The sequence below is a fragment of the Anaerovorax odorimutans genome, from assembly GCF_024459955.1.
Classification (GTDB): Bacteria; Bacillota; Clostridia; order Peptostreptococcales; family Anaerovoracaceae; genus Hominibacterium; species Hominibacterium odorimutans_A.
The window spans coordinates 466,514-480,775 of the sequence record NZ_JANFXK010000001.1; the positions used below are offsets into that span (position 1 = coordinate 466,514).

General features: G+C 50.0%; 13 protein-coding genes. 2 read left to right on the plus strand and 11 right to left on the minus strand.

Going from position 1 to position 14,262, the window contains the following annotated elements; all coding sequences use genetic code 11:
- Window positions 1-75 precede the first annotated feature (75 nt).
- The 6 genes from NE619_RS02080 to NE619_RS02105 all read right to left on the minus strand — a co-directional run bounded on the left by NE619_RS02080 (window position 76) and on the right by NE619_RS02105 (window position 7,828).
- The gene (locus tag NE619_RS02080; protein ID WP_256130691.1) at window positions 76-1,167 is read right to left on the minus strand and encodes a dipeptide epimerase; all 1,092 of its coding nucleotides are present in this window, start codon (window positions 1,165-1,167) and stop codon (window positions 76-78) included.
- 15 nt (window positions 1,168-1,182) lie between these two features.
- On the minus strand, window positions 1,183-3,138 hold the full coding sequence (locus NE619_RS02085) for an OPT family oligopeptide transporter (RefSeq protein ID WP_256130692.1): 1,956 nt from the start codon (window positions 3,136-3,138) through the stop codon (window positions 1,183-1,185).
- A 26-nt stretch (window positions 3,139-3,164) separates the two neighbouring features.
- On the minus strand, window positions 3,165-3,935 hold the full coding sequence (locus NE619_RS02090; protein ID WP_256130693.1) for a serine hydrolase: 771 nt from the start codon (window positions 3,933-3,935) through the stop codon (window positions 3,165-3,167).
- Between the two features lie 108 nt (window positions 3,936-4,043).
- Window positions 4,044-4,388 carry a DUF3870 domain-containing protein gene (locus tag NE619_RS02095; protein ID WP_256130694.1) on the minus strand — a complete coding sequence of 115 codons (345 nt, stop codon included), beginning with the start codon at window positions 4,386-4,388 and terminating at the stop codon, window positions 4,044-4,046.
- A 741-nt stretch (window positions 4,389-5,129) separates the two neighbouring features.
- Window positions 5,130-6,428: a M20 family metallopeptidase gene (locus NE619_RS02100; protein ID WP_256130695.1), complete on the minus strand. Its 1,299-nt coding sequence runs from the start codon at window positions 6,426-6,428 to the stop codon at window positions 5,130-5,132.
- Between the two features lie 5 nt (window positions 6,429-6,433).
- Complete coding sequence (locus NE619_RS02105) at window positions 6,434-7,828, minus strand: MFS transporter (RefSeq protein WP_256130696.1); 1,395 nt, start codon at window positions 7,826-7,828, stop codon at window positions 6,434-6,436.
- Window positions 7,829-7,962: 134 nt separating this feature from the next.
- Between NE619_RS02105 and NE619_RS02110 the strand changes: the two genes are divergently transcribed.
- Window positions 7,963-8,769: a PAS domain-containing protein gene (locus NE619_RS02110; protein WP_256130697.1), complete on the plus strand. Its 807-nt coding sequence runs from the start codon at window positions 7,963-7,965 to the stop codon at window positions 8,767-8,769.
- 58 nt (window positions 8,770-8,827) lie between these two features.
- Window positions 8,828-9,658, plus strand: a complete 831-nt coding sequence (locus NE619_RS02115) for a metallophosphoesterase (protein ID WP_256130698.1) — start codon at window positions 8,828-8,830, stop codon at window positions 9,656-9,658.
- Window positions 9,659-9,678: 20 nt separating this feature from the next.
- On the opposite strand, the gene NE619_RS02120 is transcribed toward NE619_RS02115, so the two are convergent.
- The 5 genes from NE619_RS02120 to NE619_RS02140 all read right to left on the minus strand — a co-directional run bounded on the left by NE619_RS02120 (window position 9,679) and on the right by NE619_RS02140 (window position 14,244).
- On the minus strand, window positions 9,679-10,101 hold the full coding sequence (locus NE619_RS02120; RefSeq protein WP_256130699.1) for an EamA family transporter: 423 nt from the start codon (window positions 10,099-10,101) through the stop codon (window positions 9,679-9,681).
- A 907-nt stretch (window positions 10,102-11,008) separates the two neighbouring features.
- The gene (locus NE619_RS02125) at window positions 11,009-12,193 is read right to left on the minus strand and encodes a hypothetical protein (RefSeq protein ID WP_256130700.1); all 1,185 of its coding nucleotides are present in this window, start codon (window positions 12,191-12,193) and stop codon (window positions 11,009-11,011) included.
- A 364-nt stretch (window positions 12,194-12,557) separates the two neighbouring features.
- Entirely contained in the window at window positions 12,558-13,364 is an 807-nt protein-coding gene (locus NE619_RS02130) for a hypothetical protein (RefSeq protein ID WP_256130701.1), read from the minus strand.
- Between the two features lie 44 nt (window positions 13,365-13,408).
- The gene (locus tag NE619_RS02135; protein ID WP_256130702.1) at window positions 13,409-13,804 is read right to left on the minus strand and encodes a hypothetical protein; all 396 of its coding nucleotides are present in this window, start codon (window positions 13,802-13,804) and stop codon (window positions 13,409-13,411) included.
- A gap of 32 nt (window positions 13,805-13,836) precedes the next feature.
- A complete protein-coding gene (locus tag NE619_RS02140; protein WP_256130703.1) occupies window positions 13,837-14,244 on the minus strand; it encodes a hypothetical protein in 408 nt (135 codons plus the stop codon).
- Window positions 14,245-14,262 lie beyond the last annotated feature (18 nt).

Consider the following 14,262-nt stretch of genomic DNA (forward strand, 5'->3'; position numbering starts at 1 on the left):
CTGCGATGAGGGTGGTTTCCTGCATAACGCAAAACCGCCGCAGAGACATCAAGTCGCTGCGGCGATCTGTTTCTTTTATTCGATTTCCGTCAGTCCCCTGACCCCGGTGATTCCCAGGCCCGGCGCTTCGGTCAGCGTAAACCAGGGAATTTCTTTTTCAAATCCGCCCATTACCGGATCTTCCGCCAGCAGGATTGCTGCGTCCAGATCTACTCGGGTAATGATTTTTTTTGCCGCTGCCAGATGGGCCGCGGCCGTAAGGCTGATCTTGCTTTCCACCATGCTGCCCAGCATACATTCCACGCCGTAGGTCTCGGCAATGGCTGCGATTTTCAGGGCGTTGTAAATGCCTCCGCACTTCATCAGCTTGATGTTCAGAAGGTCCGCGGCCTGCATTTGCAAAAGATCCAAAGCATCGCGGGGTGAAAACAGGCTTTCGTCTGCCATGATAACGGTATTCACATTATCTTTGACCCGCTTCAGGCCTTCAAAATCACGGGCCTTAACCGGCTGTTCCACCAGCTCGATATCCAGTCCCAGGTCCTCCAGTCTGGTGATGGTGCGGATGGCTTCATCCACTTCCCAGCCCTGATTGGCATCGAGACGGATTTTCATCTTATCTCCCACTGCCCGGCGGATGCAGGCCACCCGGCGTACATCTTTCTCCGAGTCGATTCCCACCTTTAGCTTGAGGGCGGAAAACCCCTGCTCTGCGGCTGCCACCGCATCGGCCTCCATTTCTTCCGGCTCATTGATGCTGATGGTCAGGTCGGTCTCCACCTGATTTCCATAGCCGCCCAGATACTGGTACAGCGGTACGCCCAGGCGCTTTGAAGCCAGGTCATAGACAGCCATGTCGACAGCGGCCTTGGCGCTGAAATCCCGGTCAGTGGCCGTTTGCAGGGCATCCTGGATTTCTTCCAGATTTGCGATATCTTTGCCCAGAAGGGCCGGGCGGATGCTGCTGCGGATGGCCGCGATGGTCGATTCATTGGTATCGCCAGTGATGACCTTTGTCGGCGGCGCTTCTCCATAGCCGGTCTGCCCGTCATCCGTATGAATCAGCACCACGGTGTTCTCAGCTGTTTCCACCGTTCTGAGGGCTGTTTTAAACGGTTTTTTCAAGGGGATACTGATATGCTTCAGCTCGATTTCTTCAATCTTCATTTCTATCCTTTCCGGCTACATCTTCAAGTCTCTGCCTTCCAGCTTATCCTCATGTCTTTTGCTGAATACGATCCATGCGAAATATGCGATCAGTACGGCGTATCCCAGGAATCCGATCCAGGCGTTTTCCGTACCCGGAATCAGGTTGGTCATATCCACGCCTATGTACAGAAGGGCCGTTACAATTACGCCCATCAGAGCGTCACCTGCGATCAGGCCGGAAGCGTAAAGGGTTCCCTTTTCGATCTTCTTTGCTTTAACATCTTCTGGCTTCTTGCTCTTCTCTACGATGCCTCTGACAGCACCGCCTACCATCATCGCCGCACTCAGGTGGAACGGCAGGTACATGCCTACCGCAAAGGGCAGAACCGATCCTCCCATGAGCCATACGGCCACTGCGATGCCCATTCCCATGAGGATGAAGGCCCACGGCAGGTTTCCTGACATAACGCCCTCTGCGATGGATTTCATCATGTTTGCATGAGGTGCCGGCAGCTTCTGTGATCCGATTCCGTATACGTCATTGAGCATGATGATGACAGCTCCCATAACAGCGGCGGAAGTCAGAATACCGATCATCTGTCCGTACTGCTGTTTTTTCGGGGTCGCGCCCAGCAGAAAGCCGGTTTTCAGGTCCTGCGCCATGTCTCCGCTGACACCGATGGAAATGCAGATGACAGATCCTACTACAATTGTGGCGATGATACCGCTGGTGCCGTTGAAGCCCATAATGCGGAACAATACTGCCGTTACCAGCAGGCCGCCAATGGTCATGGCTACGATCGGGTTGGATGAGCTGCCCACATAGCCGACCAGATGGGCGGAAACGGCAACAAAGATAAATCCGAAGATCAGCACCATGATGGCTCCCACGCTTCCGGCCGCCACGCTGGGGAATACCGGAAGGAAGGCGATGATCGCCAGTAAAACGATAACCCCGATCAGAAGAACTTTCTTGGGGATGTTCTTCTCCGTACGCTTTACTTCGTCGTCTTTCATCTTATATGCGGCGAAGGTTCCTTTGAAGGATTTTACGATAATCGGCAGGGCGCTGAACAGGCTGATGAATCCGCCCATGGTAACGGCTCCGATACCGATGTATTTGATGTAGTTGGTCCAGATGGCCCAAATGTCCATGTCGGCAATGGGAATATCCCCGGGCGCCACGATCAGTCCAGGGGCCATGGAACCGATGAAATAGATCAGCGGCATGATTACTACCCAGCCGATAACCGCACCGGCCAGTGACATGGCGCAGATTCTCGGTCCTACCAGGAATCCTGCTCCCAGAAGAGAAGGCAGGAAGTCCATGCCCACAGCTCCGCCTTTGAGGTATCCTTTCAGCGGCAGGTCGATGGTGGCCGGGAACAGGGCAATTCCGTCGGTGATGAACTTGAACAGGCCGCCGATGCCCAGAGCCTTGAGCAGCATCTTGGCATTATTGCCGCCCTCATGTCCTGCGGCAACTACTTCCGCGCAGGCGGTACCTTCCGGATACGGCAGGCTTCCGTGCTCGTCCTTGATGAGGAACTTGCGCAGCGGCACCATCAGAAGACAGCCTAACAGTCCCCCGATCGCCGCAATTACAAATACGGTAACGATTTTAACATCAATATTAAGCAATAATAGCGCCGGCAGTGTAAATGCCACTCCCGCAGCAAGCGCTTCTCCCGAAGAGCCTACTGTCTGTACGATATTGTTTTCCAGAATCGTACTGTTTTTAAAACCTCCCTTTAATACGGCAAGTCCGATTACGGCTGCCGGAATAGAGGCGCAGATGGTCATACCGATCTGCAGGGCCAGATACGCATTGGCAGCACCGAAGATAATGGACAGAACGCATCCGATGACCACGGCTCTGACGGTAAATTCCTTGATATTGGCCGATGGCGCAACATAAGGTTCATACTCTTCTCCGCTGACCTTGGCGGTAAATCCGCCCTTTGTCGCTTTTGGGTTTTTCCCTTCCATGAGTTTTCACTCCTCCTTTTCTGTTATCAATTATTTTCTTCAAAAAAATCATATACGATCTTCGAAGTTCTTGCTAAAATCTCCCTCGCGTCGTTATTGGACGCGGCATCCCAAACAAAAAAGCAGTAGATGTAGTCCGTCTTTTCCCCATAGACGATGGCAATGTCGTGATTCAGGCAATCCAGTTCACCGCTCTTTCTGGCCATGGGCAGCTCGTCGGGCAGATCCACCCGCATCATGCATTCGTCCGCCTGGCCTTTCATGATCTCCAGCATTTTGCTGTCATACGGCTCGCCCAGCAGTCTTCCGTCGTAGAGCCGCTGCAGCAGCTCCGCCATTTCCCCTGCGGAAGTCAGATTTTCCTTTCCCCTTTTTGCTGCTTCAAAATCCATCATTTTGCGCTGGAGCAGGGATTTTCCAAAGCCCAGTTCTCTGATGCACCGATTGATCCGCTCCATCCCCAGGAAGTCAATCATCACATTGGTAGCCGTGTTATCGCTGTAAACGATCATCAGCCGCAGCAGTTCTTCCAGCGTATAGTCCCTGGGATTTAGAAATTCCAGAACGCTAAAGGGCACCACGTCGGAGCTTTGAACCGGAATCCGGTCCGCCAGACTCAGTCTGCCGTCCTTGACCCGTACCATGGCTTCCGTCAAAATGAACATTTTTATCAGACTCGCCGAAGCAGTCACAGTCTCCGACCGGTATTCCCAGGTCTGTCCGTCTTTAAGGCTGCGGATTACGAACGCGCCCTCAGCCCGGCCTTCCAGCTGGCGAATCAGTTTTTCTTTTATCACGTTTTTCTCACCTTCTTTCTTCGTACAAAAAAACCCAGCGGCAAAACTAGTATTCACTAGCCTTGACTGGGTTTCATTCAGGATGATATGCGGGGTAAGCCGCCATATCTATTTGAATAAAGCAGTTTGGTAATACTTTTCCTTAACTTCCGTATATTTTTTTATCGCATCTTTGTATGCGGTGATGATTGCTTTCTGTGATGAGCCGAAATACCGCCTGGCCAGTTCTTTTTCCACTTCCGGATCGTACTGGCTGAAGGACTTTCCGAGAAAGAGGTCGTGAACAAACCGATTGGTGATATCAATGGTAGCCGAACATTCCAGATCCGCCACCAGGTCTGTCTGCGTGTCAATGACAAATCCGATGAAAAAGATTTTGAAATTGCTGGTAATTGCGTTGTCACTGCTGGTTTTGCCGTGACCTACGATGTAAACGGTGCTGTCTTTATACATTGGGTCGCCTTTTCTAATCTGGTTTGAAGGCAGCGGCGTGTTGAAATATGCCGGGCTGCAATCGTATATTAGAACAATAGCATAATTTTTGAGGATTGTCCATAAAATTTGTCGGAAAAGAGGGTTGGGGGTGGGGCGGGGTGTCGGGGGAGCTGTTGGGCGCGGGGGTTGGGAAGCGGTTGGAGGTAGGGTGTCGGGGGGAACTGTTGATGCCGGGTGTTGGGCGCAGGGGTTGGGGCGAGACGTCGGAAACTGTTGGGGCGGGGTGTTATAAAATGTGAAAAAAGCAGGCGTTTTATAAAAAAGTTTCCCGTTTCGGCGCTGCCTGATGAGAAATTTGCGGAAAATCCTCTCTGGCTGCCGGAAAAGCGGGCGCAAACGTTGAAAAAAGATATAAAACTCCTGCGATTTTCATTTTTTATACGGGCGAGCGGGCGGTGGGTTAATCTCCGCATTGGGCTGCAGCGCTCCCTTTGCTTGGATGCGGATAACAGCTCCGACTTGGGTGGAGTGTTGAGCGGGGTACTCCAGATTTGAGGTTCTTCTCCATTTCCGGCGAAAAAACCTTCTTTCTGGATAAAAGTTGTAGGCTGAAAGGCTCTGTTTTGAATCATTTCCCGCTGAATGGGCGCATTTTAAAAAATGACCCGCTCAGATCGTTGAAAAGTTACCCATATTTTCCTGAAAACAGGAGAATATGGGTAACTTGGTTATACGAACAGGTTCCCCGAGCCTGGCGGGTCAGGCGTTTGCCAGCTGATACATGGCCTGGGCCATAATTTTAGTATTGTTGAGCAGGTTGGGAACGGATATATATTCGTTTTTCTGATGGATCACGTTTTCCTGGTCCGGAAAGACCGGTCCGAAGGCTACAATATTTTTCATGGCTTTGGCATAAGTGCCGCCTCCGATTACAATGGGATCGGCTTTCGTTCCCGTCTGTTCCTGATAGATCCGCTGCAGCGTTTCCACTAAGACGCTGTCCTCCGGCACGTACAGAGGCGGGGTGTTTCTTTCCAGCTCCGCATGAAGTCCAAAGTCCGCCGCTTTTTGCGCCGCGCTTTTAAAAGCCTCTTCAAAATCCATGCCGTATGGATACCGGCAGTCAAACCAGATTACAATGCGATTTTCGTTGCCTTCCAAAAGTCCTGCGTTGACGGTCACGGCGCCGAACTTGCCTTCGTCATGGGCGATCCCCAGTCCTTTTCCATCCGTCTTATCGCCCACGCAAGCGCTGAAAAAGTCAGTAAAGCTTTTCAGGTCCCCAGGCAATTGACATTCTGCCATTTTTTCCATCAGCTTTGCGATGGCGTTTTCTCCCTGCCAAGGCGTACTGGCATGGGCCGCTTTTCCCTGAGCTTCCAGTTTCCTGGAGGTTCCGTCCTCAAGGCGCAGCTCAGCCTTTGCCAGGTCCGGCACCTGATTTACGGCCTCCCCTGCTGAGGCTGAAATTAGGGTTTTGGAATCCAGGTTTTTTTCGATGCGAAAGCGGGCCAGCCCTTTTTCAGAGAAAATAACCGGGTAATCGGCGTCTGGCGTAAATCCCATAACCGGACTTTCCTCCGTTTCATTATAACGGTCAACATCCTCATCTCCGCTTTCCTCATCCGTGCCGAAGATCAGCCGGATGCGCCGTTTCAGAGAAACCCCTTCCTCTTTAATGGCTTTCAGCGCATACAATGCCCCGATCATCGGGCCTTTATCATCCAGCGTTCCACGGCCATAGATACGGTCGCCGCACAACTCTCCCAGAGGATCGTGGTCCCAGCCGTCGCCCAGCGGAACCACGTCCAGATGGCCCAAAACGGCAATCATTTCCTCACCCTCTCCGTATTCGGCGTATCCGATCATATTATCAAGATTCCTTGTACGAAAGCCCATGGACTCCGCCAGCTTTAGCGTATGCTCCAGCGCTTTTTTAGGGCCCGAACCGAAAGGCGATCCTTCCTCCGCTTCTCCGCGTACACTGTTGATGCCGACACATTTCAGCACATCCTCCACCAGATTATCTTTGTTCTTTTCGATAGCTTGTTCAAACATGAATGTCAGTTTCCTTTCTCAGTTTCTTTTTTATCGCTTTTCCGTTTCAGCGATATGAATACGCCGACAGCGCAGACCACCGCAAAAATCAGGAAGGCGGTATGCATAGTCTTAATCAGAAGCTCCGGCGGCGCATCGGCCAAAGCCTGACTGCCCATATATCTGGATACGATCACCGTAACGATTACCATGCTGGACGTATGTCCGATGGAACGCATCGTAGCCAGAATGGAAGACGCCACCCCGTAGTCCTTCGCTTCCACGCAGGCCATGACCGCATTGGTGTTGGGCGACGAGAAAAAAGCGAATCCGACGCCGGTTATAACCAGGGCCCCGATGATGACCCAAAGCGGCGTATGAAGTCCCACAAAGGCGAAGATCAGCACGCCCGCAGCGCATAGTCCCATGCCGAAGGATGCCAGCTTGAAAGGCGATATCCGGTCGGACAGCCTTCCGGTATAGGGGGATAAAATAGCCATCAGCGCAGGCTGCGCAATGAGAATAAAGCCCGCGGCCTGTGAACTGTAGCCCATAACCACCTGCAGGTAAATGGACATCAGGTATCCGATGGCAAAGGTCGCCCCATAATTGAGAAGCGCCGCCAGATTGGAAAAACTGTAAGCAATGTTGCTTTTAAAAATCCGCACCTGCACCACCGGATCTTCCATTTTCAGCTCGTGGCGCACAAAGATCACACCCAGGAGCAGCCCGCAGGCAACAAGAAGAATGGGGATCAGTTCCATTCCAAAATCGGACAGTCCATACATGGTAAGGACGATCATTCCGATATACAGTACGTTTCCCAGGATGTCATAGTTGGCTCCTTTGCTTTCACAGCTGTCCTTAGGCAGCTTGCTCCAGGCAATGACAAGCACCACGTATCCGATGACAGCCGTGAGAACAAAGATCGACCTCCAGCCGAAATTGTGGTTGAGAAACCCGCCGATCACGGGTCCTGCCGAAAGTCCCACGTAGGTGGAAGCGATGGAGTATCCCAGAACCTTCCCTCTGTCCTTTCCCGGAAAAGCGCTGATGAGAACCGCTGTATTGGTGCTGAAAATCATCGCGCCTCCCAGTCCCTGCAAAATACGCAGACCGATCAGCATCCACATGGAAATACCGAATACCGATGCCGTGGAGCTGAGGCTGAAAATCAGAATTCCAATGACCAAAATACGTTTGCGGCAGGTCAAATCCGCGATCCGTCCAAAGGGAACGGACAGCGCAGCAACAGTCAGCATATACGCGGTTACCAGCCATCCGACAAAGCTGGCGCTCACATTGAAATGCTGCCCCATATCCGGAATGGACAGATTCAGCGCGCTGCCGGTAAAGGTTGTAACAAATGCTGTAGTAATGACTACAAATATAGTTGTCTTTTGATCTTTTTCATATTTCATAACTTTATTATACGTCTTTTCCCATAAATATACTGTGGTTTTCTACATTTTCTAATTATAACAAATCCTGGCTTAAATTGACAATGCCCTCTTCAGACCTTATAATTATATTAGTACATGCGGAGGAAACGATTATGGACACCAATATCTTTCATGATTTTGAAAATAACATGGAACACACGGCTGAACTGTTGGACGGAATCGCTTCCAGCGTCAGTCTTTTCATGCTGTCCGATGAATTGAAATTCCTTCATTTCAATCGGGCTGCCGATGAAATGTTCGGCTATGAAAAAGGCGGACTCTACGCTCTGACCCAAAAGGATCCTGTCAGCATCTTTCATCCCTCCTATGTGGATGGACTGTACAGCGAGATCATCGCCACCATGCGCAACGGCAAGCTGTTTCATTTTGACTGCCGCATTCTCTGCCGCGACGGCAGCTACAAGTGGACGAATCTTTCCGCTGAGCTGGTTCAGCAGAAAGAAGGAGGCCGTCTTTATTTTTACTGTGTCCTTTCACCCATCGAAGCGCCCCGCCACTCTCTGCTGGAGGGCCGCCATTTTCTTGTTGCCGCTGGCGATGACTGGGACCGCCATACTATTACGGATTTAATCGAAGGTATGGGCGGAACCTGCCATACTGCAGGCAGCGGCCTGGAAGCATTGGATCTTTTCATCGCTTCGCAGGAAGATCCCTACCACTCTGTTTTCATCGGTTCCCGTCTGACCGGTATGAACGGCTTTGAGCTTTCCAAGGAAATCCGCCACTCCGACCATCCTGACGGCAGCAAAGTTCCCCTGATTCTTTTGATTTCAGAGGATGACCACGAAACCATGGTCCATGCCGCTGAGGAAATCGGCATCAACCTTTTCCTGCAAAAGCCCCTGGAGAAAAAAGCAATTCGCACCCTTTTGACGCAACTGTCCCAGTCCAGCACGTAACGTGCGCCAGTAGCAAACTCCTCCTTTCCCGCATAAACTGCTGATAGGAGGGAAAACCATGAGCTATCTTTCACGCCTTGACCGGGCGTTTTCCGATGTTCCCCGTCTGCCGCTTTCCGATGAGACCAGATACGTTCTTGTCAGCGACTGCCACCGGGGAAACGGCACATCCAACGACAATTTTCTCAAAAACCAAAATCTTTATCATGCCGCTTTGGAATATTATTTCCGCAAGGGCTATACTTACATAGAGCTGGGCGACGGCGATGAACTCTGGGAAAACCGCCGTTTGCAGCAGATCATTCAGATCCACAGCCAAACCTTTGAGATGCTCTTTAAATTTTATCAGCAGGGGCGGCTTTATTTTCTGTACGGAAACCACGATAAAGCCAACGAGCATCCTGCGCCGATCGGCTTTCCTGCTATTGCCCGCCATTCCGGGCTCATCCTGCAGGACCAATCCGGCAGCGGCGACCTCTATCTAACCCACGGCCACCAGGCCGATTTTCTCAATTCCAGTCTTTGGCGGCTGTCCCGCCTGCTGGTCCGCTATCTGTGGAAACCGCTGGAGCATTTCGGAGTCCTGGACCCCACCAGTGCCGCGAAAAACAATCAGCGCAAGAATAAAACTGAGAAAAAACTTTCCCATTGGGCGGAAGAACGAAATCGCATCCTTGTATCCGGCCATACCCACCGGCCCCGTCTAGGCTCCAAAGAATCCCCCTATTTCAACACGGGCAGCTGCGTCCATCCCTATGGGGTTACGGCTATTGAAATCACCGGCCGCTGCCTGACTCTGGCAAAGTGGTCGATGCGCACCCGGGAAGACATGGTCCTGTACGTAGCCCGCGAGGAGCTGGCCGGGCCGGTATGTACAGACAAGTTCTGACCTTTTTCTTTGGCATCCCGTCACTTGTTAATCAGCACCAGCCCTACGAGGCAAAAAACGATTCCCGCCACCTGCCTACCGGAAATATGCTCCTTATACAAGATCAAGCCCACTACTATCAGCAGTACTGCTAATCCCAGATTGCATACTAACGACGCAACGCTGATATTCCAGCCGATGCGGTACATCAGGATGTTGCCCACTTCCAGGCAGACAATGGTCGCACCCAGCACCACCGGCGCCCAGTTGATCTGCTTTAGCTGGCCGGCCAGGTCATGCTCCCCCGGAAGGATCAGAAAAAGCGCTAGGCTAGCCAATGCCGCTACGCTGTATGTCACAAAGAGCGCTGCGGTCGGATTTATTCCCTGGGGAACTTCCTTAGAACAAATGTGATACAGCACATTGGCGCCGATGACCATAAACACGGGAACATAGTACGGCATGATTTCCACCTCCTCAAAAAGTACAAAAGATATAAATGGCGCAATATCAAAGAAAGCCACCCTGCTGGAAAGCAAGGTGGCAATCTCATACCTGTCGGTACTGACTTCTCACGTATTTATTATACACGAAGTTTTGGTTGGGGTAAAGATGTGTGGCGGGAATATTGGGGGTGGAGATGGGAGTTGCAGTTGTGGGGCGAGGCGCTGCTGGGGGGCTGGCTGCTGAGGAGAAATGTGAGAGGATTGGGTGTCGGGAGCTGTGCGCTGGTAACTTTTTTGGAAATCAGGCCCCTGGTTACGCAAAGTTGTGGGTTTGCGGGCTCTCGAAACAGGTGAACGCGAAAATTTGTGCTTTCGGCTGCTTCTGAGGCCTGCAGATCGTTGAAAAATGCGTAACTTTCCCAAAAAATTTGAAAAAGTTACCGGGGATACGCCGGGGGCCGGGAGTTGTGGGGCGAGGCGCTGCTGGGGGCTGGCTGCTGAGGAAAATGTGGGAGGGGTGGGTGTCGAGAGCTGGTCGCTGGTAACTTTTTTGGAAATCAGGCCCCTGGTTACGCAAAGTTGTGGGGTTGCGGGCTCTCGAAACAGGTGAATGCGAAAATTTGTGCTTCCTGCTGCTTCTGAGGCCGGCGGATCGTTGAAAAATGCGTAACTTTCCCAAAAAATTTGAAAAAGTTACCGGGGATGCGCCGGGGGCCGGGAGGTACTGGAGAAGTTGGGAAGCTGGCGCTCCCTGAGAGGATGAGCGAACCGGCAATTGAGGGGCTGGATGCGGGGCGCTGGCTCGCATTATGGTCAACATATGGATTTCCTTTGATAAGTTCCCCATTGATGTGTGCATCCGGACGTTTTTACATAGTTCGTCCGCCATATGCTAAGGCAATACTGCAAGCTGCGCGGATAGTTGTCAGCGATATAAGGAATATCGGCCTTTATTATAAAGCGCCAGCCCCAGGATGATGACGGCAATCCCTGCGAACATATACGGCAGCGCCTGCTCCCCACTGAAGGGGTAAGGGGCGCTTCTAATAAGATGGCTTTTCTCCGGATTTTCTCCATCTGCGATGAATACAAGTTGCGTTTGATCGAAAAGCTCTTTCAACGGCACCTTATTTAAAAACTGCTTTTCTTTATAAACGTATACGATGTCATCTTTATTTTTGATGTATACATACGGCTCCTGCACGGCAAATTCAAAGGAACCTTTTTGGCCCTTAGGGACTTTGTAGGCATATAAAAAAGTGCCTTCATCATCGTACACGTTTACACATGCAAAATTTCTGAACAGCGCATACAGCTGCCCTTTTTCATCCTCATATATGGCATCGATCGTTCCCCGCAGCGCTTGTTCTTCGTCCAAAACCGTCTTGTAATCCTGTTCATCCCCCTGCAAACTGTTTCCGATACCGATCCCCAAACAGGTCAGTATGCCAAAGACAATTACCATCACTGTACCAATTACGGCGATGATAATACCAATTCTCTTTAAGCCGTTCTTTTTCTCATCTGTAAACTGGTCCGGTCCCGATTTTGGAAGCCAGGCTAATATTTTTTGCTGATCCGTCCATTGCTGACAGGCCGCAGCTTCGTCTCCAGCCTCTTCACGGGGAACGGTTATTGTATAGGAACGTTTCGCCTGTACTTGAATCCGAAGCTTTAGGTTCCCATGGCATCCTGTAAACGGAGCGGTCGTTTTCCATGCTTTTATAACCTCTATTTGCTCATACGGGACAGGCATACCGGATACCGTTTCCGCCCAAAATCCTTTCGACGAAAAATAAAACTTTTTATCGAGTTTCAAATATATAAGATAATGCAGCACAAATGCCGCAATGTAAAGCAGACACATTGCAAAATAATCCGCCGCCGCTTCGCAAGCATCATATATCTGCTCTGCCGCAACGGCCATAACGACCAATGCCAGACCTCTCAATATCCATAATTTCCAATTCGAGTATTCGCATTCGATAATTTCTTCCTCTTCGGAATGCTCTGCAAGACATGCTTTTCGTCGGAATCTGGTGGGATATGGAAGGAGCATTGCGGCAGACAGGATTATGCCTGCGATCATAATTGTGATTATTAGATACACTTTTTATCCTCCTACGGCATTGCGATTATTGTATTGCGGGGTCTTAGCACCCAACTATCAGTAGCGGTAAGGAAACAGCATAATTTTGATACTTTCACGGCAATTCGGGAAAACAAAAGCGGCTGAATGTCAATGGGGCGTATTCTATTGCGCTATTTTGATAGTTTGGTCAAAAGTTTACCATATTCTTTTCCTGAAAGTATCGTTTAACCGTTAAGTAGTTGTTTGTTGCGACATTCCCTCTTATTGTCCACGGGAAATCCAGGCAGGAATATCATTTTTTGCTTTTTTCGGCATCTATTTGGATAGTTTTCCTTTTGGGCGCAAGCTGCCGGGCATAAAGTTTCGCTTTCTTTGGCAGGGCCTACTCCTTTGCGGTATTCTTTATTACCACGTCCGTGCCCCAATCTCCATCCTCGTCAAAGACAAAATAGCAATTCGGGCCATAGGGCGTATTTTCCCCTTCGACCACTCCATTTTCAGGGGTTAATATTTCATTGTTCTTCCCCAGGGTCATTTTCTTTTCCGCAAGGAAAGGCAACAAGCCATCGCCAGTCTCAACTGTAACGCTTCCTCCCGGGCTTAAGTTTATATTGATATATCTGCCCGCTTTCACCCTCACGTCTGCCGCGACATCTTCCTCATCCGATACTTTTTTTACTGTAATGGCAGAATTACCCATGATATTAATGTCTTTTTCTGCGTCAAAGAGTTCTGCGCAAGCTTTAACATTTTCCACACTTAAATTTTTTCCGGACGCTTTTTCAGAAAGCGTCAGCTCCGCATCCCGGTTTTGCCCGCGAACCGTTACGGATTCCCATCCCGATATCCAAACCAAATCATTGTTTCCCTCCACATTGACCGTAAAGTCATCAGTCGAAAATATGTAGAGTTTATGGTTCTTTTGTTTCAGATTCCGAATTGTCAATTGGGAAGCTCCCTCACATTCAATTTTCAGATCAGCATCAGCTGTGCCGCTGATTGTTACATCGTCGCTTCTCACCTTCAGCAGCCCGGGGTTCGCAAAGGCCCAGTCCTTTCCTGCAGTCCCTCCGGAAACCTCGATGCCGTCCTCTTTCTCCCCCAACAAATTAACAGCGGTCGCTATAATCATCATTGCAATCAAAATACACAGCCAGATAAAAGCACCCCTGATTTTTTTCTTTTTCACAAGACTCTCCTTAATAAATATTGCTTGCTGCCTGGTATACGACTTTACCTTTTTTCAATTATCACGTTCGCGGCATCGTTGCCTTGTGAATCACAAATAATCGAGTCGCCCAGCGAGTCCTCCGCATTGAGTATTTCGCCATTTTCCGGTACCAGAATTTTGTTTTTCTCTCCTAAGATTATCCTGCCCCTTGCGCTAAGCGGAAGAACGCCATCTGCAGCTTCAATTTCCAAACGCCCGCCGGTTTCCATATTTATGTTAATATTACCGGAGGCCTGCACTCTGGCCGCCAATGATTTTTCATCTGCGTCATCCATCTTCTTGACAGAAACGACTGCGGACCCCGCAAGTTCAAAATTTCCACTTGCCGTAAAACGTGCCGCGCAAATCCTGGCATTATTAATATTTAGATTCTTTGCGGATGCTTCATTATAAAGCAACAGATCCGCAGGCTTCCCAACACCCCGGATTGTCATGGATTCCAGGCTTTTAATTGAACCCAGCTCATTGCTTCCAGCAAGTCAACGGTGATATCCTCGTAGGCCAACACATCCAGCCGATGGGTTCCCCGTTTCAAATCCTGAATTGTCAGTTTTGAAGCGTCCATACATTCAATTTTCAAGTCCTTTGTCACCGTTCCGCTGATTGTTATGTCGTCACCTGTGATCTGTAAAACTTTAGGGCTTTCATACTGCCAGTCCACTTTTTTTGATCCGCCGGAAATTTTGATTCCGCTGTTATCCGGTTCTTGATCTGTCCCTGACTGTAACCCATGGGTATAGGCTGATAAGGCAATCGTCACTGCACATATAACGACCGCGATATTAAAGCATTTAAACATTTTAGGTTTCACTTTCCCAGGGTTAACTGTTTTTTTCATATTTTTTCCTCTTATTTA